This is a genomic window from Spirosoma aureum, assembly GCF_011604685.1.
GTDB classification, from domain to species: domain Bacteria; phylum Bacteroidota; class Bacteroidia; order Cytophagales; family Spirosomataceae; genus Spirosoma; species Spirosoma aureum.
The window spans coordinates 8,568,116-8,590,891 of the sequence record NZ_CP050063.1 but is presented as its reverse complement, the minus strand read 5'-3'; the positions used below and the strand labels follow the sequence as shown (position 1 = coordinate 8,590,891).

The window sequence follows — 22,776 nt, the reverse complement described above, 5'->3', positions numbered from 1 at the left end:
AGGTGATTTTTAGAAAAAGCGATGCCTGTCCTCGTCTACAGACGGGGTTGAGGGCATGAAAAACAAATTGAGAAAAAGGTTAGCTAAGTAAGAAAACGGGCATGTCCGTCGATGAGACTTTACTAAATGCCAACCTATCTAAAGGGAACGTTTGATGAGTTTCGGCCTCAATGATCTGATAGCTTTTTTTGTGCGTTATAGTTTCCGATGGCTTCTGAAATGGTCAATGCCCGATTATAGACCGAAGCCTGTGAGATTTGCCCATCAAGGGAAGTGCCCAGGGTCAATTGTCGGGCACCCACCACCGATTTCAGGTAGGGACTAAACCGACCCCAGCCAAACTGCCTGGTATCGCCCCCATCGTTCATAATGCCATCGACCACAAAGGCGATAATTTTAGGACCTCCATCGACAATGATACTGACATAATGAGGCTGATTCGCCGTTAACAATCGTTCGTCGCAGGCCCAGGATGATTGTGTGCGCCCATCATTCAGCACCAGCTCAATCGTTTTTTTGTCCGTTGTCTGCACATACCAGCCTTTGCCAGTGCTGTCGCGGGTGTCGGCCAGTAGCTGGTTGGGGGTTAATTTTTTCAGGCTAAACGCCAGATCGACGGTAAATCCGTTGGGAACACTCATGCCCGGTTGCTCCAGTTTTTTCGTGTCGCGTTTGTAAAACTCGGGCAAAGCTGGAGCCGCAACGGTTTGGGGGAAGCTGCCCTTCTGATAGGCCCAGTTAACGGTCAGTCCGTCGGTTGCTTTGTTCCGGTTGTCGAATTGGCCCCAAAGTTTGGTCAGTAGGTTCTCATTGATTTTATGGACTCGGGCAATATCCTTCTGTGTTTCGGTAATGTAATACGCCCCTTTGTCTTCAACCAGATCGGGATAACTCATCCGAATCAGCGGGTCGTCGTCATACAGCAGAATTTCGGGTTGTGTCCACCGAATGATTTTTCCTTTGGGTGAATCGGCTTCGATGCCACCTATAACCCAGGCTGGATTACGGTCTTCGTAGGCCATCGTTCGTCGGTTCGGATGGTCGCGGATGAAGTGCCCGCCGTGATTGTGAAACCAGTACAGAAACTTCCCGTTTTCACATTTCCAGGCAAAATTGGCCGCTCGCGGATGCTTGACCAGACGACCGTTGGCATAACGCAAGTACTGCGGACTATCCCAGGTATGTCCGCCATCCCGACTATAGGTGTAAACCGGGTGCCCATCTATGGTTCGATAAACGCAATAGAAAGTACCGTCGCTCAGGACGGAGAAACTCTGTTCCTCGGCAATTGGTCCGCCTATGTTGGAAGGAGTCCGTAAACCTATATCACCATCGGGCAGGGTGGTCCAGGTTGCCTTTGCCGGATCTGTTACGGTCAATAAATCAGGGCTACGCAGCAAGGCTCCTTCGCTCGATGTGAAAAAACCAACGCCAAAACCGCCGACCTTATGAACGGGAACGAAAGCCGCTCCCTTGTCGACAAAAGCCCGGCCGACATTCCAGAAATACTGAATCTTGCCCTGATAAGGGTTTTTTCGATCAATCTCGAAATTGCGAATGGGAATCGTCACCCGCTTATCTGACCAGCTTTTGCCGTTATCGTCGGAGTATTTGAAGACAAAATAACCCTGGCTATCTACCCGTTTGACCAGTCCGTCCTGATAGGGTGGGTTGTCGCCTTTTACAGCCCGGATGTTATCGGTATTGTGGTTGTAAAACACGAAAATCCGGCCCGATGACCCTTTAAGCAGCACCGCGTAAGACGCTTCGGGACCATCGCCCGGTTCGACATCGCGTCGGTCGATCCAGGTTTTACCCTGATCGAGACTTCGTTGCGTAATAATATGCTGACCTGTTGCCCCTTCGTGACCCGATCCAGTGGTTAGTACGCACAGCCACGCTCCATCGTTTGTTTTTACGATATACGGCTGGTCGCTATAGGTCTCGTCGGGGATAATGGTTCCGGTTGAGATGTGCCGACTATCCTGAGCATAAAGTGGCCCAGAAAATTGGGTAGTCACACTAATCAGAATGGTTAGATAAGCACATACGTTTCTTGGCAGTACACGCATGAAATTCGCGGTTTTTAGGGTAAAGTCTTTGAATGGATGGCTCACAGTTAACGGGGTTTACTGGCGTTGAAATTAGCGACGGCTTCGCTGGTGGTCAGATACCGCTCATACAGTTTCAACGCATTGACCTGTCCGTGCAGACTGGGTGCCAGTTGCGCTTTCCGGTTTCCATTGACGTCCTCAAGCTGTGGGTTGAATCGACCCCAACCGTATTGACGAGTAGTTCCTCCATCGCACAACGTGCCATCAACGACTACCGTGATGATGTCAGGTGCCCCATCGACTATAAAAACAACATGCTGAAGCTTACCTACCCGTAAACTGCCAGGATCTGTATCCCAGCCTTCTGTACGAACTCCGTCAGACATGAATAAACGGAGGGTTTGCTGGTCGGTGGTAGTGATCCAGATGCCTTTTCCCTGCTGATCCCTGCTGTCGAACACAATCTGGTTCGCCTGCAGGTCATTGAGGGTCAGCCATAAATCCAGGCTAAAGCCTCCGGTTTTCAGGTTGGGTATCGTTGGTATCCGAATCGATGTATTGGATTTGGCGGCTGTCTTGTTCACAACCAGGCCATTTCGCGTCAGTGCGGTCGTTGTTGCCTGCTTCCATAGACCGTCCAGCAGGCTGTAATCAATCCGATGGACGCGTCCTTTTACCTTCTGGGTCTCGGTCATCCAGTACTTGCCGTCCTGTTCGATCAAATCGGGATAGCTCATGCCTCGGCCTTTGGGATCGTTATCGTAGAGCAGGATTTCGGGTTGGGACCAATAAATAAATCCATCCTTTTCGACCCCTCCGCTGATCCAGACCGGATTACGACCGGTATAATCCTTGCCACTATGGTTATGGTACCAGAACAGGAATTTTCCATTCTGGCATTTAAACACCCTGGGGCAGGCTCGGGGATTCTTCAGAATTTTTCCGCCGGGCGTATACGAAGCGGCCTCGGGCATAGTCCAGTTATGACCGCCATCCCGGCTATAGGCATGAGCCGCGAAACCCTGCGTAGTCCGATACATGCAGTACAAATCGCCTTTGCTGAGGCTAACGATATTTTGCTCTTCCTGAACAGAGCCAAACGCCGGATTACGAAGGCCCTGGTCCCCGTCTGGCAGCATTTGCCAATGCAGTTTCGTGGCGTCTTTCTCGGTATCGATATTGTCGGATTTGAAAAACCAGCCTTCGCCCAGATCCTGCTGGAATTTACCCAGCTTGGTAAAACCGAAATACATAGTTCCGCCTACTGCAATTGGCTTCGCTATCCCCCAAAGTAATTGCACTTCGCCTTTCCAGTCGTTATTGAAATCGACCGGCGTTTTTCGAACGGGTAATCGGTATCGCTCCGACCAGGTCTGCCCGTTATCGTCCGAGTATTTATAGCAATACCAACCGAGTTCACCTACTTGTTTTAAGGGCTTGCCGTTCAGCGAATTGATGTTGTCGCCATTGTAATCGTAGAAGGCATAAACTCGTCCATAGGGCGTTACATACGGCATGGCCCACGAAGCCAATGGCCCCGTACTGGGCTCGATATCAACGGGGTTCGACCAGGTTTGCCCCTGATCGGTACTGGTTGTCGCTACCACATGCTGACCGGGCCTGCTTTCGCTGGCCGATCCAGTTGTAAACAGACAAAGCCAGTTTCCATTCGGCAGAACCGATACGTAAGGCTGATCCATATAGCCATTTTCGTAAATGGAAAACCCCAGAGAAATGTCCCGCTTATCAGGCGTTTGCGCCTGTAATGAACGGCCTAAAGTCACCAGACAACACAATAACCATAGCGTATTACAGGCTTCTTTCAATTTCATACCAGGCAATGGTTTAGAGGAAAATTCTTACTCATTTGGATAGCTCCTGATTTGCTCCCCTCTCCTATAGCAGGAGAGGAGATTTTTTACTTGGGATCAATAGCCTGGATTCTGGGGCAGCAAATTCGGATTCAATTGAATTTCAGTGTAATAAACGGGCATCAGCGCTTTTTTATCGACGCCCAATACAGCTTTTGCCCGCCCGGTTCGAAGCAGGTCGTACCACCGATGTCCCTCAAAGCAGAGTTCAACAAAACGCTCCTGCTCAATGGCCAGCAGAACAGCATCTTTCGACGTAGCTGTGGTATTGGCCAGTCCGGCCCGATTCCGAATCCGGTTAACCAGCGCGATGGAAGGGGCAGTCTGACCTAACTGCGCCAGTGCTTCAGCCTGCATCAGAATCACATCGGCCAGCCGCAGGAAAATAAGATTGCTATCACTATAGCGGGTGGTTCCTACCACTGTTCCCAGGTATTTGGCCACAGTAGGCAGGTTGGGAAACTGATCGGTGGCTGGATCGCTGGTATAAAAACTGGCTGCTTTTCGAAGATCACCCGACTCAAAAGCATCGACCAGCTTTTGAGTCGGAATCACGGTCTGGTTTCCGCCCGTTGTCACTTTACTGCTACGGGGCAGGAAATAGGCCGAAAGGCCATTCGTTTCCTGATTGTTGTAATTGTACTGGAGTTCGAAAATGGATTCACTGGTGTTTTTCGTTCTAAAAATGGTGCTATAGTTGGCTCCTGACACCAGGCTATAGTTTGCATTGGCAATAACCTTGGCCGCGTAATCGGCTGCCAGTTGCCATTCGTTGGTCTGGTTATAGGAACTCCGCCAGAGATAAACCTTCGTCAGCAGCGCCTGAGCAGCTCCCTGTGTGGCCCGCCCTCTCGTTTCAATCGTCGATGCGTAAGTAACCGGCAGTAATTTCTCGGCCTGTTTCAGATCGGCAATGATCTGATCCTGTATTTTATCGGCAGGTGTTCGGGCAGGCTGTAAATTTTTATCCAGGGAAAGCGTTGGCTCCAGCACCAGCGGCACAGCCCCCCACAAGCGTACGAGATAGAAGTAATTAAGAGCCCGCAGAAAATAAGCCTCACCCATAATCCGATCCCGAACGCTGGTGATGGTTGGACTTTTAATAGCAGGCACCTGGGCCAGCACATTGTTGACTTTGTTGATTCCTGAATAGAAACGACTCCAGGTCGCATATCCACTGCTGGTACTGATGTTGTCGTTCTGGAAATCCAGTACTCCTCCATCGGTAATACCAATTTCATTGACCGGTACCCGAAGATTATCCGCCCGTGCATCTCCCCAGGCAATATGCCGGACATCGTCGCCCTGCAAAGCATCATAACCGGTAATGATAGCTGCTTCGGCATCGGCAGCATTCTGGAAAAAAGAACTTTGAGTCAGGGCGCTTACCGGCACCTGATTGAGAACATCGGTGCAGCCTGCAACCAGAATAACCAGTGTGATTATCAGGATGCTATAGATTATTTTTTTCATGAGTAAGGTCAGGTTTAGAGCCCCAGATTCAGGCCAAAGGTGATTGTGCGTACCATCGGATAGGTGCCCAGGTCGATTCCCTGAAGTAGTGGTAAGGTGCTTCGAAAGTTCACTTCGGGGTCCATGCCCGAGTAGTTGGTGAACGTGAACAGGTTTTGCCCGGACACATACAGTCGCAGGTTATCAATCTTAACCCGCTTGAGCAGGGCCGATGGAAAGGTGTAGCCGAGTGTGGCAGTTTTCACGCGCAGATAAGAGCCATCTTCGACCCACCGACTGGAGGCAAATCCGTTCCGGCTAATGGTACTGGGCGTGCCGCGGGGAACATCCGTAATGTCACCTTCTTTGCGCCAGCTTCGCAGCACTTCGGTCGTGGCGGCATTATACACGAAACTGCGGTTCGAAGCCTCACGGGTCTCGTTGAAGATGTCGTTGCCGTATGACCATTGCATAAACACCGACAGATCGAAGCCCTTGTAGGAAAAGTTATTTGTCAGGCCACCGATGTGCTTGGGATTCGCATTGCCGATGATGGTCCGGTCAGCGTCGTTGATGATGCCATCTCCGTTCAAATCCTTGTAAATCATATCCCCGGCCACATAAAATGGGCCCGACGCACTGCCATCCCGCATATTAGCAGCTTTAGCCTCTTCGGTGGTAGCATATACCCGACCGGTATAGACCTGCCCGAATAAGACGCCGATCGGCTCGCCTACCCGGCCAAGACCCTGGGGGGCTGTTCCGTAGAAGGTCGCATCGGCACTGGTCTGGATGATATCGGCATTGTTGTTCGATAAGCTCAGAATCTTGTTTCGGTTGAAAGAGATATTGAACGCCGTACTCCAGGTAAAGCCCCCGGCACCACCCACAATATTCTGACTGGATATGCTGAATTCCAGTCCTTTATTCTGGGTATTACCTACGTTTTGCAGGGCAGAACCAAAACCCGTAGTTGTGGGTAGGTTCACGGATAACAACAGCGCATTTGTCTTTTTTAGATAGGCATCGGCCGTCAGATTAATCCGGTTATGAAGGAAAGAAACATCCAGACCAATATCGGATTGGGTAGTCGATTCCCAGCTGAGGGATGGGTTCGGAATAGCTGACAGCGCGATCCCGGCTTTTCCAAGGTAGTTACTGCCGGTACTATACAAACCCTGTGCGCCAAAATCACTGATAGACTGGTTGCCGACAACACCCATGCTGGCGCGTAATTTCAAGTCGCTGATAAACGGAACGCTTTTCATAAACGACTCCTCCGAAATACGCCAGCCAGCCGAAACAGACGGAAATAGACCGTACCGTTTGTCGGCTCCGAAGCGGGACGAACCATCCTGACGCACCGTAGCCGCCAGGAGGTATTTATCGTTGTAGCTGTAATTCAAACGCGCAAAATACGAGACCAATCCCCAGGACGATTTACTACTGGAAGCACCCGTTGGGCTGGCCGCTGCGTTCAGCGTGGTGATGTTATCGGTTGCACCCTGGCTGGCAGCCGCCGACAGGTTGAAACTTTTTGATTGCTGCACACTATACCCCAGTAAGCCCGACAGGCTGTGCTTCCCAATGGAATGGGTGTAGTTCAACGTGTTTTCGTTGACCCAGGTAAATACATCGCCATAAGACGCCGTACCCGGACGGGCCGATCCCCCCTGAATGGTACTGGGCGTAAACCGTTCGTCACGAGTGCCCGCATAATCGACGTTGAGTGTCGAACGCAGGGTTAGGCCTTTCCAGATATCGTAGTTGCCGTATACATTCCCCACCAGCCGATTGCTGACAGTAAACCAGGAAGTAAGCATTGCCAGACCTACCGGATTAGGCCGTTGAATCTGATCAAGGTAAGTATACGAACCATCGGGGTTATATACGGGTGAGAAAGGCAGATTCCGCATGGCATTCGGTATGATTGCATTGATATCGTCGCCTTCGGGAACGCGGTCGCGTTTGGCGGTAGAGAGCAGAATGTTAGCCCCTGTTTTAAAGCGGGCCGAAGCCTGGTGGTCAATGCTGAAGCGGCCCCGATACGTATCATAACCCGAACTGACGATGACCCCTTTCTGATTAAAATACCCCAGACTGGCCGCGTAGGTTGTTTTCTCATTTCCACCCCGTAATGACACTTCATAATTGGAAACGGCCCCCTGTTGGTAGATCTCGTTCTGCCAGTTGGTATTATACAAGGCAACTCCATTTCTAAAAAGTGTGTCCAGGCCCAGCCGTACTTCGGGAACTCCGGCATTAGCCACGGCATTCAGGATATAATCACGCTCCTGATAGGCATCCAGCATGGGTACGGTCTTTCTGACATCCATAAAACCGGTGTAGGTACTCAGCCCAACCGATGTTTTACCCGATTTTCCGCGTTTCGTCGTCACGATAATAATGCCATTGGCTCCCCTGGCACCGTAAATAGCTGTAGCGGAGGCATCTTTCAGCACTTCCATCGATTGAATGTCATTCGGATTTACGACGCTGATATCGCCCGTAATGGGTACGCCATCAACAATGTAGAGTGGATCATTGCCTGCATTCAGCGACGTAACTCCCCGGATCCGGACATTCGGGGCTGCACCGGGGGAGCCGCTGTTGTTGGTGATCTGTACCCCGGCAACCCGCCCCTGTAAGGCTTCGAGTGGACCCCGAACAGGCAGATTCTCCAGTTCTTTTCCCTTTACGGACCCCACCGATCCGGTCAGATCCCGTCGTTGTTGGGTGCCATAGCCCACTACAACCACTTCGTTTAATGCTTTCGTGTCGGCCTGCAACACGACGTTAATCGTTGTTCGGCCATTACTAATCGATACTTCCTGTTTTTCATAACCTACCGAGCTGAATACCAGCGTAGCATTTCCATCAGGAATACTGAGACTGTATTGACCGGACTCATTGGTTGTTGTGCCAATGGTTGTGCCTTTTACGGCAATCGTCACGCCCGGTAAGGTCTCGCCGGTTTCGGTGGTAACAGTTCCTTTAATGGAAACGGCCCTGGGCGACATTCCTGGTGTTTCGTTTGCTATCAGCTTTGTACTGACAGTTAGTAAGGATAAAAAAAGGAATACCCATCCTACTTGTTTTAGAGATTCGTTCATGAGCATATAAGGATTGGAATAGTTATATTGTACAGATCTTTCGTGCCAGATAGAGGTATTTTTTGCCAGCATTAGACTGCTCTCAAACAGCAGGTCTATTTTCTGAACTACCCTTGAATTTATAGGAATTAGTGGCGTGATAACAAGTAGAATTGGCTGTTTTTGAGGTTTTCTTGTGAAAAAACGTTACCGGTAACGTTGTCGGAAATAAAATCGGAACGCTTAACTAGTCAGGGGAAATGATGGATTTGTAACTGGCGGTCTTTCGTCGGTTCAGGTTAGGTTTTTTTCAGCGCATTTTCAGGATAAAGGCTTATCGCTAAAAAATACAATAATGAATAGGCTAAACGCTTTGATCGGATTGGTTGAGCTATGAGAAGTAAACAACCTACTATCTGGGATATTGCTATTAAGCTCAATGTCTCCATATCGACTGTTTCCAGAGCCTTACGCAATGCGCCCGACATTAATCCAGAAACCAAAAAGGCTGTTCTGGATCTGGCGCATCAGCTTGATTACCAGCCGAACACCGTTGCTGCCAGCCTGCGGAAGAACAAGACGGATATTATTGGGGTGATGGTGCCTGAATTCGTTCATGCCTACTTCCCCAATGTAATTCTGGGGATTCAGGAGGTGGCCAATGCGACTGGATACAAGGTAATGGTGATGCAATCCAGCGAATCATTAGACATTGAAAAGCATAATTTACAGGCCATGGTATCAAGCCGGGTCGATGGCCTGATTCTGGCCATTACGCGGGAGACGAATGATTATGAGCACATTGTAGCAGCCCAACGAAAGGGTTTGCCGATTGTGTTTTTTAATCGGATTGTCGATGAACTGCAAGGCTCCAAAGTAATGGTGGACGATTATAAAGGTGCATTTATGGCCGTTCAGCATCTCATTCAAACGGGTTGCCGACGGATTGCCCACCTAGCAGGCCCGGAAAATATGACCATCGGCCGGAATCGGCTAAATGGGTATCTCGATGCCTTAAAAGCGCACCAATTTCCCATTGATGAATCGTTGATTATGCACTGCGATTTTGTGGAAGGGCGCGCCCGACGCTGCACACAGTTACTGCTGGATATGCCCAACCGACCCGATGCGTTGTTTGCCGTCAATGACCCAACGGCTGTGGAAGCCCTTATCTGTATTCAGGAAAACGATCTGTCCATCCCGAACGACATCGCGTTAGTTGGCTTTTCCAACGCTCCCCACAGTACGTTTGTCACGCCACCGCTGACTTCCGTTGTGCAGCCCATTCACGAAATCGGGCAGTTAGCAGCCCAGTTATTACTACGGCAAATCAATGCTCCCCAACAATTTATACCCGAAACGCATGTGCTGGATACCACTCTGGTAATTCGTAAATCAACGCGCGAGTTAATATAGGTTTATGGCACCTTGGCGAATAAGTCGTTTAATCCTTCACTCATGCTCGGGTGCGTGTAAATTGTATCCCGCAATACGGTATAATCGAATCTGGCACGCATAGCCAGTTGAACCAGATTGATCAATTCACTCGAGTTCGCACAAAGTAAACTACAGCCCAGAATTTGATCCGTATCCGCATCGACAATGCATTTTAACAGCCCTTCCGTTTCATTTAAAATCTGAGCGCGTGTGATCGAAGCGGCCGGTAAAGTGGCTATTTTGATGTGATACCCTTTTGCTAAAGCTTCGTGTTCGCGCAGACCGACATGAGAAAAGGGAGGGCTGGTAAATAAGCTGAATGCTACCAGGTTGCGATCAAGCAGCGTATGCGGCTTATAGTTAAAGAACTGGCTCCGGATGATTCGATAATCGTCCAGGGATACATACGTAAACTGGGGTCCACCATTTACATCGCCAAGAGCCCAGATATGCGGAACGTTGGTCTGTAGGTATTCATTAACCCGAATATACCCTTTCGCATCCATATCTACACCCGCTGCCGATAGATTCAATCCTTCTGTATACGGCTGTCGGCCCGTAGCCACGAGAATAGCGGAGGCCTGAACTTCCTGTCTGTTACCTGCCTGGGTGTGATAGACAACCGTGTCCTGACGATCTCCGTCGTCGGGGGTAATTTCGTCTATGTTTACTGCCTGCTCGATCCGGATGCCTTTGTTCACAAGAACAGCCATGACCGCATCAGCCATATCCCGATCCTCATTCGGTAAGAATTGGGTAGATCGATCCAGAATGGTCACCTTCGAGCCGTATTGGGCGTACATACTGGCAAACTCCAGCGCAATATAGCCTCCACCAATTATAACCAGCCTGAGAGGAAGCTCGGTCTGCTCGATGAGGGTTGTACTGGTAAATACCCGCTGGCTTTGCTGAAGGCCTGAAATAGCCGGAATAATCGGTTTAGCGCCTGTGTTAATAAAAATCCGCTCGGCTTCGATAAGGATATCTTCCTGGGTATCCGTAAGTCGAACAGAGACCTGATTGGGGGACACGAATGAGGCTTTTCCGGTGATCACCGTGGCATTGGGTGATTGGTCGACCAGGTTGAAATTTCGTTGCCGAAGCGTTGCGGTCAGTTGATCCTTTTCATGAATCGATTCGGCATAGGGCTTGCCTAGTTCGGCATTATGGACAAGAGATTTGGTGGGTATGCAGGCAATATTGATACAGGTGCCCCCATACATGAGCGGAGACTGTTCAACCAGCGCCACCTGCCAGCCTTGATTGGCCAGGTAAGCAGCCAGGGTCTTGCCCCCTTTCCCAAAACCAATGATTAGTGCGTCGTACGAGCTATGGATTGATTTCATCACTGACAGGATTTTAGTAAACGAAGTACGAACAATTGCCTTCCGGGCCACTTCTATTCCGCTCGTAAGACTTTCGAGTGGATGGTATTAAAAAATTGAGGAGTTAGTCCCAGAAAGGTAGCGATGTGTTTCTGGGGTATGCGATTGACCAGTTGCGGATACTGCTCACGGAAGTGGACATACCGCTCCTGACCACTCATGGACAACATCTGCAAACTTCGCAGATGCTGACTAACCAGCGATTGCTGATAGGACAGCCGGAAAAACCGTTCCATGGCCGGGGTTTTTCTCATAAACTCCTCCAGGTCCAGATGACTGACCTGATAAAGCTCCGAATCCTCAACGGCCACGATATTCACCAGGGAAGGTGCGGCATGGGTACGGCTATACAAATCGGAGATCCACCAGTCCTCGATCGCAAAATAGATATTATGCTCAAGGCCCCTGGTATCCAGAAAATAAGTCCGCAAACAACCAGACTTTACGTAATATTCATGCTGACAAACAGTACCCGCCTGTAAAAGGGTCTCTTTTCGTTTGAGGCTTTTGACGGTGAACAACGTGCAAAATTGTGTTTCTTCCTCCTCAGTTAGTGCCGTATAACGCCTGACGTTTTCCAAAAGACTGTTGACCAACATGACAGTAAGATTACGAGTAAAACCCACAAAAATCGCACATCCCGCTTCAGCAAAAAACTAAGATATCTTAATTTTTTTCTCCCAGACAAGCCCGTGTTTTGTGAACAAATCCCGGAAGTTCATGATACAGCTAAACGAGGGTCGTCTGGGCTTTGAATCACTTGGAACCCTTTATCCCCCGGCCAACAACATTCGTCGAGCCGACATAACGCTTGCCGGGGTCGCCTGTAGCTGGTTTTTTCCGGTCAATGCCCCTGACCATGAAATTATCTTTTTTATTCATGGGGGTGGCTTTATTTTTGGATCGATCAACTCCCACGCTGCCCTGGTGAGTCATCTGGCCCAGTATCTGAACCGAAAGATTCTCCTCATTGAGTATCGGCTGGCACCGGAGAATCCCTTTCCCGCCGGTCTTCAGGATTGCGTGGCTGTTATTCGAACCTTCTGCGATCGTTACCCAACAGTTAACGTTGGCCTGATTGGGGACAGTGCCGGGGGAAATCTGGCGATGGCAACACAGCTTGTCTTACAGCAAACAAAAAGATCCCTACCGCACTACAGCATCCTCATTTCACCCTGGGTGGATTTACGCTGTCAACTGCCAAGTTACACCCGCAATAAAGCTCTCGATACCATATTATCGGGCGAATTCCTGCTGGAAGCCGCGCAGTTGTATGCACCTTCCGCGTTGGATAACCCCTTAGCCTCTCCCGTTCTGGGTTTGTTTTCCGGCTTATCATCGGTGTTGATCTTATGCGGCACTCATGAAATTCTGGAGGATGATTCTATCCGCCTGCATAAACGGTTGATCCAGGCAGGCGTTGAAGCCCAGCTACAATTATTTCCAGGTGAGCAACATGTATGGCCATTCCTGGATATTGCCACGAGAGGAGCCCAGGAAGCCCTGGCACAAATGGGCCGATTTGTTACGAAAAATGCAGCGAATAATGCGCTGAAACTGGAATAGTATCACCGATCACTAGTTAGGCTATTGGCCGGGATGGGTAGTATGGAACACGCGATGAACGCCAATGGCCTGAAGTTCCTGGTTCACGTTCCTGAATAGGAATTTTTTCGGTTTAAAAGCAATCTTAAGTTGAATAATGACACAATTGATCTCTTTATAACAACCATGACAGTGAAGGAACAACCGCACGAAACGACTGATCAGCAGTCCATTCGGGCTTTGATCGATGCCTATGCCCGCTATGCTGATCGCCGGGAAACCCAGCGGCAGGCAGAGCTTTTTACGGATGACGCAAAGATCGTAATCTATGAGAGTGAACCGGGTCAACGGGAGCCGGTTACAACCATACAGGGCCAACAGGCGTTACTGGCTGCCTTTGCTGACCTGAAAACGTATGATGTGACCCAACATGTTAATGGTCAGCATACTGTAACACTCGATGGTGACCAGGCCAGGGGTGAAGTCTACTGTCTGGCACATCATATCTGGCTAGAAAACGGACAGCGGATATTGATGGTCATGGGCATTCGCTATTACGACATGTATGTGCGGAAAGAAGGGCAATGGCTCTTTGCTGAGCGGAAGCTCATCATTGACTGGACGGATAAACGACCTTCCAGTCCATCGTAAGTTAATTCATTCAGAAACATGACTTACTTTGGCTAAAAAAGATCGTAATTGAAAGCTAATCATTTTCTCATTTTGACTACAAATCCCCTCAATTAGACTACAGCTAACGAATTAGATAGCCTGACCTTTGACGTATCATTAAACGTTATAAAACATGATACATCTGAATGAAAAGGCAAGCCTTCAAACTGAGGAAATTCCTGTAAAATCGCCTAAAGTCTGGTTCATCACGGGTGCTTCCCGCGGGTTTGGACGTGTGTGGGCCGATGCTGCCCTGAAGCGTGGCGACAAGGTGGCGGCTACCGCGCGCAAACTGGAAAGCATTGCCGACCTGAACGAAAAATATGGTGAAGCCGTGCTTACCCTTGAGCTTGATGTGACCCGGCCCGAGCAGGTAAAAACAGCCGTAGAGCAAGCTTACGCTCACTTCGGCAGGCTTGATATTGTTTTTAATAATGCGGGCTATTCACTGGTTGGCACCATAGAGGAGGCCAGCGCGGATGATATTCGTGCCCTTTACGAAACCAATATCATTGGGCCGGTTTCTGTTATTCAGGCGGCCTTGCCGTTATTGAGAAAGCAGGGCCGTGGGCACATCCTCGGCACATCGAGCAATCTGGGTCATGTAACCTTACCGGTGATCGGCTACTACGCTTCGTCAAAATGGGCATTTGAAGCCATCCACGAAAGCCTGGCTGAGGAAGTTAAATCGTTCGGGATTAACGTAACCATCATCGAACCGGGGGCCTATGCCACCGAGTTTGGAAGTCAGGAATCCTTGAAGTTCGCACAAGGCCTAGACTTCTACACTGATTTTAAGGCGCAGTTTTTCGAGCGGTTAAAAAACCTGGAAAAAGGTGATCCGGATGCAACGCCTGAAGCACTTTTCAACGTTGTTGATGCAGAAAATCCTCCGTTACGGTTCTTTCTGGGCAGCCATAACTTGCCCTGGGTGCGCCAGGCCTATACGGAGCGATTAGCTACCTGGGAAGCGTGGGAAGAAGTTTCCAATTCAGCTCAGGGTAATCCGGATAAGGAACTCGCAACCAGTGAAATTGCTTGATAAAACAGCCATGATAACCGATAGTTAAACGAGTATCGGTTATCATTTTTTATGTACTGAGCGATGAACAAAGAAGAAAATAGCCCCAAAAAAATTGAATCCCTGGCCGATGCGCACCGGGCCTTTGGTTTACTTAAGCCGCAGCACCCATTAGTTAGTTTAATCAACGGTTCCTATACGCAGGTCGATGAGTCCAGAATTCCCCACCATCATGTGCTGGGCTTTTATAAAATAGCTTATAAACCAAAACTGAACGGCAAATTAAAGTACGGCCAGAGTTATTATGATTTTGACGAAGGTGGTTTATTATTCGCTTCTCCAGGCCAGGTTATCGGTAGCCATGACAACGATATCAGCGCGTGTTCCGAGTATACACTGCTGATTCACCCGGATTTCTTTTTAGGATATCCTCTGGCCAAAAACATCAGACATTATGGCTTCTTCTCGTATGCCACCAATGAGACGTTGCATCTTTCGGAAGATGAAAAAGTAACGATCTTTGAGATCTTTAAAATGATCGAAAAAGAATTGTCCAGCCGGATCGACGATTTCAGCCAGGACGTTGTTATTTCTCAAATTGAGTTGTTGCTGAATTACGCGAATCGTTTCTACAAACGTCAGTTCATTACCCGCAAAGCGGTAAACCATGATCTTCTCCAAAAACTGGAAGAGATATTGGATCAATATTTTACCAATAAAACCTCGTTAAGCCAGGGATTACCTACGGTTGGCTATCTGGCAGAACATGTAAACTTATCGCCAAGTTATTTAAGTGATATGCTGCGGTCCTTGATCGGGCAAAATGCCCAGCAGTATATTCATGATAAACTGATTGAAAAGGCAAAAGAAAATCTGTCTACTACCAATTTAACGGTACAGGAAGTGGCCTACGCTTTAGGATTTGAGCACTCACAATCTTTTAGTAAACTGTTCAAAACGAAAACGAACCTTTCACCATTGGCCTTCAGACGTTCGTTCAATTAAACAGATTTTCAACCATTGTTCCCAGTTTATGATTCGTCTGTATGGCTACGTCTCGCCCCAGTATACCGGCCCGTTGTGCTAAGCCGGTGGAGCGGTTACATGGCCCAAATGAGTATGAATCCTGGCGAAAAACGCGCGCAAATAATTCGGTAAACTGAGTCAGGTAAAACTAAGTGGATACAACATTTCTACTGATATAGGGCTGTCAGTAGTTATAATCTAAGTCGTCAATCCCTCGATGATCGTATAATTCAGGTACGTATTGCCCTCCGTCGTTAGTTGCCGGTTATCGGGAATCGGCTCAACGGCCATCGCCAATGGATTGTAGAGTGTATGCGGTCCTACCTAGTCCGACGGAAAGCGTATAATTACAAGCAAATCGTAAACGGATAAGGCAGGTGTCCACAGCCGGGCTGCAAAGACGGGACTCCTGCCATTCGCCCCCGCAAATCCGTTCAGGGCCGTTGGAAGATCCGTTGACTGAGTCAGAAATAAGTTGATGCCCGCTTTCAGCTGTCCGACAGTTGGGATTCAATATTGGAGCCTAGCGAATACCGTTTGAAAGCGGTGCCTTTGATGATACCATCGTTATTAATGAAGTTGCCCGACAGATAGGTATAGTTTAGAAATAATTGGCCTTTTCAGCAATCAACTTTGGCCTTTTTAACAAACTGATGTCCCATTTCATGATTGAACTTTGCCGTATCAACATGTCAATCATAAAATGGAAAATAAACAAACCGTATTGGTAACGGGAGGTTCGGGCTTTATTGCTTCTTATTGCATCATGGCTTTGCTCAGGGAGGGGTATAAAGTAAAAGCTACATTGCGTTCACTTAAAAAAAGCTGAATTGGTAAAACAAATGCTCAAGCAAGGCGGTCTTCATGCCGTTGGCGATTTATCGTTCGTGGAAGCTGATTTACAGAATGAATCAAGTTGGGAAAAAGCAATAGAAAGCTGCCAGTATGTTATACACGTCGCTTCACCAACACCCTATACGGAGGCAAAAACGGAGGATGATTTCGTTATCCCGGCAAAAAATGGGGTCCTTTTTGTGTTGCGGGCAGCCAAAAAAGCGGGCGTAAAACGAGTGGTCCTTACGTCGGCTTTTGGTGCTGTAGGGTTTGGTACCGTTAAAACCACCCTGTATACAGAAGAAGACTGGACAGTGTTGAACGACCCGACGAATAAACAAATGGCACCACTCCAGCGTGGCAATCGGCCGACCGAAGCCGCCAACTTCTTCGGGTCAGTGATGGCCTTAAATTCGTTGCCGGGCCGCCGGGCGGTAATTATCAGTAATTCCGTGGCGATAGCTGGGCCAATGCCCTTGACCGATTGCACATACCCATATAATTCTTTCAAATAGGGGTCATTCTCAATCGTAGTCGTAATCTCCGCTTGAACTTGTTTGATATCTTTAGTTAGCGCGTCTAAGGTTTTCTGACAAAATTTCTTCTGAGCGTTATGGTCTTTTTTAGAAATAAACCCATCCGAATCGGTCAGCGGAGACTGGAGCCGCATCGGCCTTTTGTCGTTTGTTCATTTTACAGCTCAGTTAAGGGCATTAAACCTATTTTAGGACATCACAAAAGCGGCCGGCCATCTTCTGGCTTACTTCCTCTAGAGTCAAGTGCCCTTTGGCGGCTTCGGGATGAGCCGTGATAAAGGCTTGCCAGATTTCTTGGGCGACTCCCCTAGAGTAGGTGGTTTACCGGTGGGTAGCTCAACGATAAAGTAAATCGAAAGGCGGGTTGGCGCTCACTGGACAAAAACCATTTTCTCCTCATCCTGTCATAAATTCACAACGTCCGTTCTGAATTTGTGACAGGATGAGGAAATTAACGAGCTTAATTTTCTAGCCAACAAGTCGTTCAATTTTATATAAGAAGGTCTTCCCTACCTACTTAAAAACAATAAAATGAGATTAATTCTAAACACCAATGGCTTGAAATAAGTAGTCTTTATACTAATATCCTTTGGGTGGCTCCACGTTTGGCAACCTAATAAAGCGCTCGTCTTGGGTTTGTAAGAACTGAACCAAACGGCTGGCCAGGTGGAAATTCCTAGACTTTGCCAATTTGCTGGCTTTTACTTATCCAATGTCCATCCTTTTAGTGGGCTTCTCCTAACTATAATGCTCGTAATGGATCGCATTAAACTCTTGTTTTTAGTCACCGCGCTGCTTTTGGCGGGGGCTCGGGCTGACCAACCGGCGGATCAACTCCTGGGCCGCTGGCAGTTCCCCGCTGGTGGCTCCAGCGTAGATATCTACCGGCAGGCGGGCCTCTACTTCGCCCGGGTAGCCCAGGTTGATCAGGCAGGCAAGCAAAACTTCGGTTTGGTAAAAGATTCTCTGCTAATTCGCAACCTGCACTATGATGGTCAGCTGTGGGCGGGCGGGCGCTTAATGCATCCCAAAACGGGCATAGCTTTACGGGTTGAGGTCGAGATGCTTCAGCCTGACGCCATCAATGTGACCGTTTACAAGGGTTTCAAATTCCTCAATCGACAATTCATCATGACCCGCCAGCAAACCAACAAGTCTTTGCCTGCAGCAAATTAAGAGTGATATGTTATCCGTATTTGTCTTTAGGAATAGGGTGTCATCCATCTCGTTGATCGTATTTTATCATTTATCCAAGCAGGCTGGACTCAATCCGCCTGCTCTCGCCAGGCCGTTCATGTATGAAGTATCGAAAAGAAAGAATGAGTAAGGAGTTTACCAAACACCTCCTTGATTTTAAGGGCAAGAATACCCCATTTCACATGGTGGTCCATCACTTCACCGACAAAGACAAGGGAGGGCCTCATTGTCACCCCTTCCGTTTCCGAACGCATATTCTGAACGGAGGTTACACCGAGCGGGTTTATCAAATCAGTGAACAGGGGAACTGGCATTATGCCGATGTGTTTCGAGCGCCGGGCACCACGCATGTTGTCGAAGCGGAGTGCATCCACGAATTAATCGACTTGCCCGCTGGGGAGTGTTGGACGGTGATGATTCCCGAGGAGAAGGTACGCGAACCCCGGTTTTGGCGGTTCACTCCGGAAGGGGCATTTTACCGGGTTTGGAACAAGCGAAAATGGATCAAACAGGCATCATAAACTTGGGCCTATAAACGAGACAAGGCAAGAAATACTGTCTATTTTTACACGGTCATTTTAACGACTACAAAATCCTGTATTGCCTACCTTCAAAGTATACAACCTGCTTTGTTGATCGCAACCATATCCTCTCACATTCACGCGTCTGACGCGCTACAATACCAATTCAATCATGAAGTTAGGTTACGCCCGAGTCTCTACGGCTCCGGCCGCCCAGCCCCGATCAAAACTGGGCACTTCAGCTAGCTGCCCTGAAAGCAGCCGGCTGCTCGAAAATCTTTTAGGACCAGGGTGGCGGACCACAAAGCCAGTGGCTCGAAAACCGAACAGCCTGAATTAAACCGCCTACTCGAAATCCTTCGAGAGGGGGACACGTTGATGATTTGGAAACTGGATGGCGCCGACCGCCCGGCGATTGGGCCGTGTTCCCTGAGTCACTTGATTGAGATCGTAACTCAGTTAGAGCAACAACACGTTGGTTGGGTTAGTAAGTTTAACCGATCATATTGTTCCTGCGCATCAGGATAAACCCACCCAAATCGCCTGGTTTACCTTCACTTCTTTAATTAGTCGTATACGAATTAAAGGCATGTTAAAATCGTATCGCCTTCTGATCCGAAACTAGTAGCTTCTTGGCTTATATCGCTGTCTATTTGCATTATTGAAATAATAGCCACGCAACTTAGGATGAAATTAACAGCCCTGTTTTGCCTGCTATTAAAATTATGTAGTTCCAGGACAAGTGGACTATACGAAAGGCTTATAATCCTGTAGGTATCTTCTCCAAAATCATTTTTACTATGAATAGAAACCTTTACCAAGCCGGCTTACTGGTTCGATTTTTTGACCGAAGCATTTACCCGGCGCTCGTCATAGTCCTGTTTGCGAACGTAGTAACTGCCCGTTCATCTTTTCCAAAACCCACAGTTGAAACCAATAAAGTTTTGCCATTAGCGTATCCTTATGGCAATCATAGTCAGGATATTGGTGTTAAAGGCAGCGTATCGGACGCCAAAGGAGATCCACTAACGGGCGTTAGTGTCGTCATTAAAGGAACAACGACGGGTACCATTACAGATGCAAATGGCAATTATACACTCAACGTACCCGATGGGAATGTAACGCTGGTCTTTTCGTTCATTGGTTTCACAGCGCGGGAAATTCCCCTCAATAATCAGTCGATCCTGAACGTAGTGCTTTCTGATGATGCCAAAGCATTGGAGGAGGTCGTCGTAACGGGCTATTCGTCGCAACGCAAGAAAGACATTACGGGCTCGGTGGCCATTGTCAAAGTGAGCGATCTCCAGTCGTTGCCCGCGTCGACGGCTGAAAATCAGCTACAGGGACGAGCCGCTGGGGTTACCGTTATCAGTAATAACCAGCCGGGAAGTGTATCGACGGTCAGGATTCGGGGGTTTGCGTCATTCACCGGAAACGACCCTTTGTATATTGTGGATGGCGTTCCAACTGGTTCGCTGTTAGGCATTAATCCTAGTGATGTGGAGTCGATGCAGGTGCTGAAAGACGCGGCTTCGGCCTCTATTTACGGCGCTCGTGCGTCGAATGGCGTCATTGTTGTCACCACAAAAAAAGGAAAAACAGGCAGTGCAAAAGTGGCTTACGACGTATCGTATGGCATTCAGGACCCCGGCAAAGGGTGGACCAACATGCTGAACCCACAGGAGTATGCTGATCTGACCTGGTTAGCCCTGAAGAACTCCGGCCAACCCCAGCAAAGTGTCCAGTATGGCAAAGGTGCTACGCCCGTCTTGCCCGACTATCTACTGGCAGGTACGGCATCCGGCCTGAAAGAAGGTGACCCAGCCACGAATCCTGCTCTGTATAATTTAAGCTACGCCAATTTAGCTGATGCGAATTATGCACCTTATTTAATTGTCAAAGCCAATAAGCAGGGGACAAATTGGTGGAAAGAAGTAACGCGTAAGGCACCCATTACCAACCATAATCTCACGGTTTCGGGTGGTGCACCCGACAAGAGCCGGTACTTGTTTAGTCTCAATTATTTCAACCAGGACGGCATTGTCATTGAGAATTTTTACAAGCGCTATTCGGCCCGCATCAATACAGAATTTACACTGAAAAAGAACATCCGTATTGGCCAGAACCTACAGGTCTATACGTCGCAGGCCAATACGGCAGCGAACAATACGGAAGCCAGTGAGCTAGCGCTGGCACGCTATATTTTGCCCATTGTGCCCCTCTATACGATTCGGGAAGGTGATTTTGCGGGAACAAAAGGCAACGGCTTGGGAACGGCAGATAACCCCGTAGCCGTTCGGGAGCGTACCAAAAATAACCGGGCCAATACGTTCGGTATTTTTGGGAACATGTATCTGGAAGTCGACTTCCTGAAGCATTTTACGGCACGTTCCAGCTTCGGCGGCAGCTATGGTACCAATGATTACACAAACTACCCGACCATTGAATACGAAGGTGCCGAGAATAATCGCAATCCGACACTGGCCGTTGGCTTTTTCAAAAATCGGTCGTGGACCTGGACCAATCAACTGACTTATAAAAACACATTCGGCGATCATAGTCTTCAGGTATTGGCAGGTACCGAAGCGGTAGATGATGCGGGCAATCGCATTGAAGGGTCGCGGAGTAATTATTTTCTGTACACCAACCTGAACGCCATTACGCTCAGTTCAGGCACTTCCAACCAGTTGGTGAGTGGTTTCCCGAATACGCCAGCGTCGTTATTCTCGTTATTCGGCAAGGTCGATTATGAGTTTAAAAACAAATACATCGCCAGCGTCATTGTTCGGCGGGACGGCTCATCCCGATTTGGGGTCGATAATCGATATGCCGTATTCCCGGCGGGTTCGTTAGGCTGGCGCATCTCCGAGGAAGCGTTTCTGAAAAACGTAACCTGGCTAACTGATTTGAAACTGCGCGGGAGTTATGGTCTGATGGGTAATCAGCGTATCGATCCGGCGAATCAATACACCCAGTTTTCAACCAGTAAAGGCGCTGCTTCCTACGACATTGGCGGGACGAGCACGACTCCTCAATCGGGGTATTACTTATCTTTCATTGGCAACAGCGCGGGCAAATGGGAGACCAACGTTTCGACGAATGTCGGCTTCGATGCTACGTTCTTCGGTGGTAAAACAGACATTTCGTTTGACTGGTATCAGAAGAAAACCAATAACCTCTTATACACCGTTGAACAACTGGCTACGGCGGGTGGAATTGCTGCTCAAAACCCGCCTTTCTTTAACGTGGGTAGCATGAAAAATACCGGGATCGATCTGGCTATTTCGCAACGGGCAAACCTCCGGAAAGTGAAACTTGATGCTACGTTGACGCTCACCACGTATAAAAATGAAATCACGAAAATTGCCGATGGAATCTCGTATTTTGATTATAACAGTCCACTGAATGAACAGAACCGCATCGGTGGCGTATTCACACGGAATGCGGTCGGCCATCCGATCAACGCTTACTTTGGTTATGATGTAATTGGCCTCTTTCAAAGCGCGGATGATGTAGCAAAATCACCTACGCAACAGAGTGCCGCCCCTGGTCGGTTTAAGTATCGGGATGCTAATGGCGATGGGAAAATTGACACCGACGACCGGGTATTTTTCGGTAATCCCAATCCAAAATTCACGTATGGCCTAAACCTGAACCTGTCTTACAAAGGGTTTGATCTGGCAGGATTCTTCTATGGCGTTCAGGGTAGAGATGCCATTAATTATGCCCGGTTCACAACGGATTTTTATTCGCAGGGTGTAACCAATAAAAGCAAAGAAGCGCTGTACAATTCCTGGCGGCCCGACAACCTGGGTGCCAAAGTGCCAATTCAGGAAACCGTTGGAAATTTTAGTACCAATGCGATTCCAAATTCGTACTACAAAGAAGATGCATCCTATCTCCGCCTAAAAAACCTAAGCCTCGGCTATACGCTCCCAACGCACCTGTTAAATACGATTGGGGTTGATCGGCTACGGGTGTATATCCAGGCCACAAACCTATTCACCATTACGCGCTACACTGGCCTGGAACCGGAAATTATCAGCACCGACGATCGGGCTGCGGGCATCGACGCGAACGCCTATCCGGCCGTCAAGCAATACCTTGTTGGGGCTAGTATCAACTTTTAATTA

The 22,776-nt window shown here is 48.6% G+C and carries 17 protein-coding genes; 11 read left to right on the top strand and 6 right to left on the bottom strand.

Features of this window, described 5'->3' with window-relative positions:
* Window positions 1–167: 167 nt before the first annotated feature.
* The 4 genes from G8759_RS34330 to G8759_RS34315 all read right to left on the bottom strand — a co-directional run bounded on the left by G8759_RS34330 (window position 168) and on the right by G8759_RS34315 (window position 8,490).
* Window positions 168–2,117, bottom strand: coding sequence for a LamG-like jellyroll fold domain-containing protein (locus G8759_RS34330; RefSeq protein ID WP_232074060.1), 1,950 nt, complete (start codon window positions 2,115–2,117; stop codon window positions 168–170).
* A 2-nt stretch (window positions 2,118–2,119) separates the two neighbouring features.
* Window positions 2,120–3,886 (bottom strand): exo-alpha-sialidase, encoded by a 1,767-nt coding sequence (locus tag G8759_RS34325; protein WP_167218139.1) that lies wholly within the window; start codon window positions 3,884–3,886, stop codon window positions 2,120–2,122.
* Window positions 3,887–3,982: 96 nt separating this feature from the next.
* Window positions 3,983–5,398: a RagB/SusD family nutrient uptake outer membrane protein gene (locus G8759_RS34320; protein WP_167218137.1), complete on the bottom strand. Its 1,416-nt coding sequence runs from the start codon at window positions 5,396–5,398 to the stop codon at window positions 3,983–3,985.
* 14 nt (window positions 5,399–5,412) lie between these two features.
* Complete coding sequence (locus G8759_RS34315; RefSeq protein ID WP_167218135.1) at window positions 5,413–8,490, bottom strand: SusC/RagA family TonB-linked outer membrane protein; 3,078 nt, start codon at window positions 8,488–8,490, stop codon at window positions 5,413–5,415.
* Between the two features lie 372 nt (window positions 8,491–8,862).
* Here G8759_RS34315 and G8759_RS34310 point away from each other — a divergent pair, with 372 nt between their 5' ends.
* Window positions 8,863–9,885: a LacI family DNA-binding transcriptional regulator gene (locus tag G8759_RS34310; protein ID WP_167218133.1), complete on the top strand. Its 1,023-nt coding sequence runs from the start codon at window positions 8,863–8,865 to the stop codon at window positions 9,883–9,885.
* Between the two features lie 2 nt (window positions 9,886–9,887).
* Here G8759_RS34310 and G8759_RS34305 read toward each other — a convergent pair whose 3' ends face one another.
* The gene (locus tag G8759_RS34305) at window positions 9,888–11,252 is read right to left on the bottom strand and encodes an FAD-dependent oxidoreductase (protein ID WP_167218131.1); all 1,365 of its coding nucleotides are present in this window, start codon (window positions 11,250–11,252) and stop codon (window positions 9,888–9,890) included.
* 53 nt (window positions 11,253–11,305) lie between these two features.
* On the bottom strand, window positions 11,306–11,890 hold the full coding sequence (locus tag G8759_RS34300; RefSeq protein WP_167218129.1) for a Crp/Fnr family transcriptional regulator: 585 nt from the start codon (window positions 11,888–11,890) through the stop codon (window positions 11,306–11,308).
* A gap of 121 nt (window positions 11,891–12,011) precedes the next feature.
* On the opposite strand from G8759_RS34300, the gene G8759_RS34295 reads away from it, so the two are divergent.
* The 10 genes from G8759_RS34295 to G8759_RS34255 all read left to right on the top strand — a co-directional run bounded on the left by G8759_RS34295 (window position 12,012) and on the right by G8759_RS34255 (window position 22,773).
* Entirely contained in the window at window positions 12,012–12,857 is an 846-nt protein-coding gene (locus G8759_RS34295; RefSeq protein WP_167218127.1) for an alpha/beta hydrolase, read from the top strand.
* 165 nt (window positions 12,858–13,022) lie between these two features.
* Complete coding sequence (locus G8759_RS34290) at window positions 13,023–13,487, top strand: nuclear transport factor 2 family protein (protein WP_167218125.1); 465 nt, start codon at window positions 13,023–13,025, stop codon at window positions 13,485–13,487.
* Window positions 13,488–13,641: 154 nt separating this feature from the next.
* Window positions 13,642–14,550, top strand: coding sequence for an SDR family NAD(P)-dependent oxidoreductase (locus tag G8759_RS34285; protein ID WP_167218123.1), 909 nt, complete (start codon window positions 13,642–13,644; stop codon window positions 14,548–14,550).
* Window positions 14,551–14,613: 63 nt separating this feature from the next.
* Window positions 14,614–15,534 (top strand): helix-turn-helix domain-containing protein, encoded by a 921-nt coding sequence (locus tag G8759_RS34280; protein WP_167218121.1) that lies wholly within the window; start codon window positions 14,614–14,616, stop codon window positions 15,532–15,534.
* 724 nt (window positions 15,535–16,258) lie between these two features.
* Window positions 16,259–16,384: an NAD-dependent epimerase/dehydratase family protein gene (locus G8759_RS35735; RefSeq protein ID WP_197933071.1), complete on the top strand. Its 126-nt coding sequence runs from the start codon at window positions 16,259–16,261 to the stop codon at window positions 16,382–16,384.
* A gap of 13 nt (window positions 16,385–16,397) precedes the next feature.
* Complete coding sequence (locus G8759_RS34275; protein WP_197933070.1) at window positions 16,398–16,904, top strand: NAD(P)H-binding protein; 507 nt, start codon at window positions 16,398–16,400, stop codon at window positions 16,902–16,904.
* Between the two features lie 768 nt (window positions 16,905–17,672).
* A complete protein-coding gene (locus G8759_RS34270; RefSeq protein WP_232074059.1) occupies window positions 17,673–18,101 on the top strand; it encodes a DUF2147 domain-containing protein in 429 nt (142 codons plus the stop codon).
* Between the two features lie 122 nt (window positions 18,102–18,223).
* Window positions 18,224–18,643: a hypothetical protein gene (locus G8759_RS34265; protein WP_167218119.1), complete on the top strand. Its 420-nt coding sequence runs from the start codon at window positions 18,224–18,226 to the stop codon at window positions 18,641–18,643.
* 291 nt (window positions 18,644–18,934) lie between these two features.
* Window positions 18,935–19,171, top strand: a complete 237-nt coding sequence (locus G8759_RS34260) for a recombinase family protein (RefSeq protein WP_232074058.1) — start codon at window positions 18,935–18,937, stop codon at window positions 19,169–19,171.
* A gap of 272 nt (window positions 19,172–19,443) precedes the next feature.
* Window positions 19,444–22,773, top strand: coding sequence for a SusC/RagA family TonB-linked outer membrane protein (locus tag G8759_RS34255; protein ID WP_167218117.1), 3,330 nt, complete (start codon window positions 19,444–19,446; stop codon window positions 22,771–22,773).
* Window positions 22,774–22,776: the final 3 nt, after the last annotated feature.

What these genes read in the sequence shown, in the direction of transcription:
- G8759_RS35735 (WP_197933071.1), top strand. Translation starts at nt 16,259, where the DNA reads ATGGAAAATAAACAAACCGTATTGGTAACGGGAGGTTCGGGCTTTATT.
- G8759_RS34305 (WP_167218131.1), bottom strand. Translation starts at nt 11,252, where the DNA reads ATGAAATCAATCCATAGCTCGTACGACGCACTAATCATTGGTTTTGGG.
- G8759_RS34325 (WP_167218139.1), bottom strand. Translation starts at nt 3,886, where the DNA reads ATGAAATTGAAAGAAGCCTGTAATACGCTATGGTTATTGTGTTGTCTG.
- G8759_RS34290 (WP_167218125.1), top strand. Translation starts at nt 13,023, where the DNA reads ATGACAGTGAAGGAACAACCGCACGAAACGACTGATCAGCAGTCCATT.
- G8759_RS34310 (WP_167218133.1), top strand. Translation starts at nt 8,863, where the DNA reads ATGAGAAGTAAACAACCTACTATCTGGGATATTGCTATTAAGCTCAAT.
- G8759_RS34300 (WP_167218129.1), bottom strand. Translation starts at nt 11,890, where the DNA reads ATGTTGGTCAACAGTCTTTTGGAAAACGTCAGGCGTTATACGGCACTA.
- G8759_RS34270 (WP_232074059.1), top strand. Translation starts at nt 17,673, where the DNA reads ATGCTCGTAATGGATCGCATTAAACTCTTGTTTTTAGTCACCGCGCTG.
- G8759_RS34295 (WP_167218127.1), top strand. Translation starts at nt 12,012, where the DNA reads ATGATACAGCTAAACGAGGGTCGTCTGGGCTTTGAATCACTTGGAACC.
- G8759_RS34275 (WP_197933070.1), top strand. Translation starts at nt 16,398, where the DNA reads ATGCTCAAGCAAGGCGGTCTTCATGCCGTTGGCGATTTATCGTTCGTG.
- G8759_RS34315 (WP_167218135.1), bottom strand. Translation starts at nt 8,490, where the DNA reads ATGAACGAATCTCTAAAACAAGTAGGATGGGTATTCCTTTTTTTATCC.
- G8759_RS34265 (WP_167218119.1), top strand. Translation starts at nt 18,224, where the DNA reads ATGAAGTATCGAAAAGAAAGAATGAGTAAGGAGTTTACCAAACACCTC.
- G8759_RS34320 (WP_167218137.1), bottom strand. Translation starts at nt 5,398, where the DNA reads ATGAAAAAAATAATCTATAGCATCCTGATAATCACACTGGTTATTCTG.
- G8759_RS34255 (WP_167218117.1), top strand. Translation starts at nt 19,444, where the DNA reads ATGAATAGAAACCTTTACCAAGCCGGCTTACTGGTTCGATTTTTTGAC.
- G8759_RS34280 (WP_167218121.1), top strand. Translation starts at nt 14,614, where the DNA reads ATGAACAAAGAAGAAAATAGCCCCAAAAAAATTGAATCCCTGGCCGAT.
- G8759_RS34285 (WP_167218123.1), top strand. Translation starts at nt 13,642, where the DNA reads ATGATACATCTGAATGAAAAGGCAAGCCTTCAAACTGAGGAAATTCCT.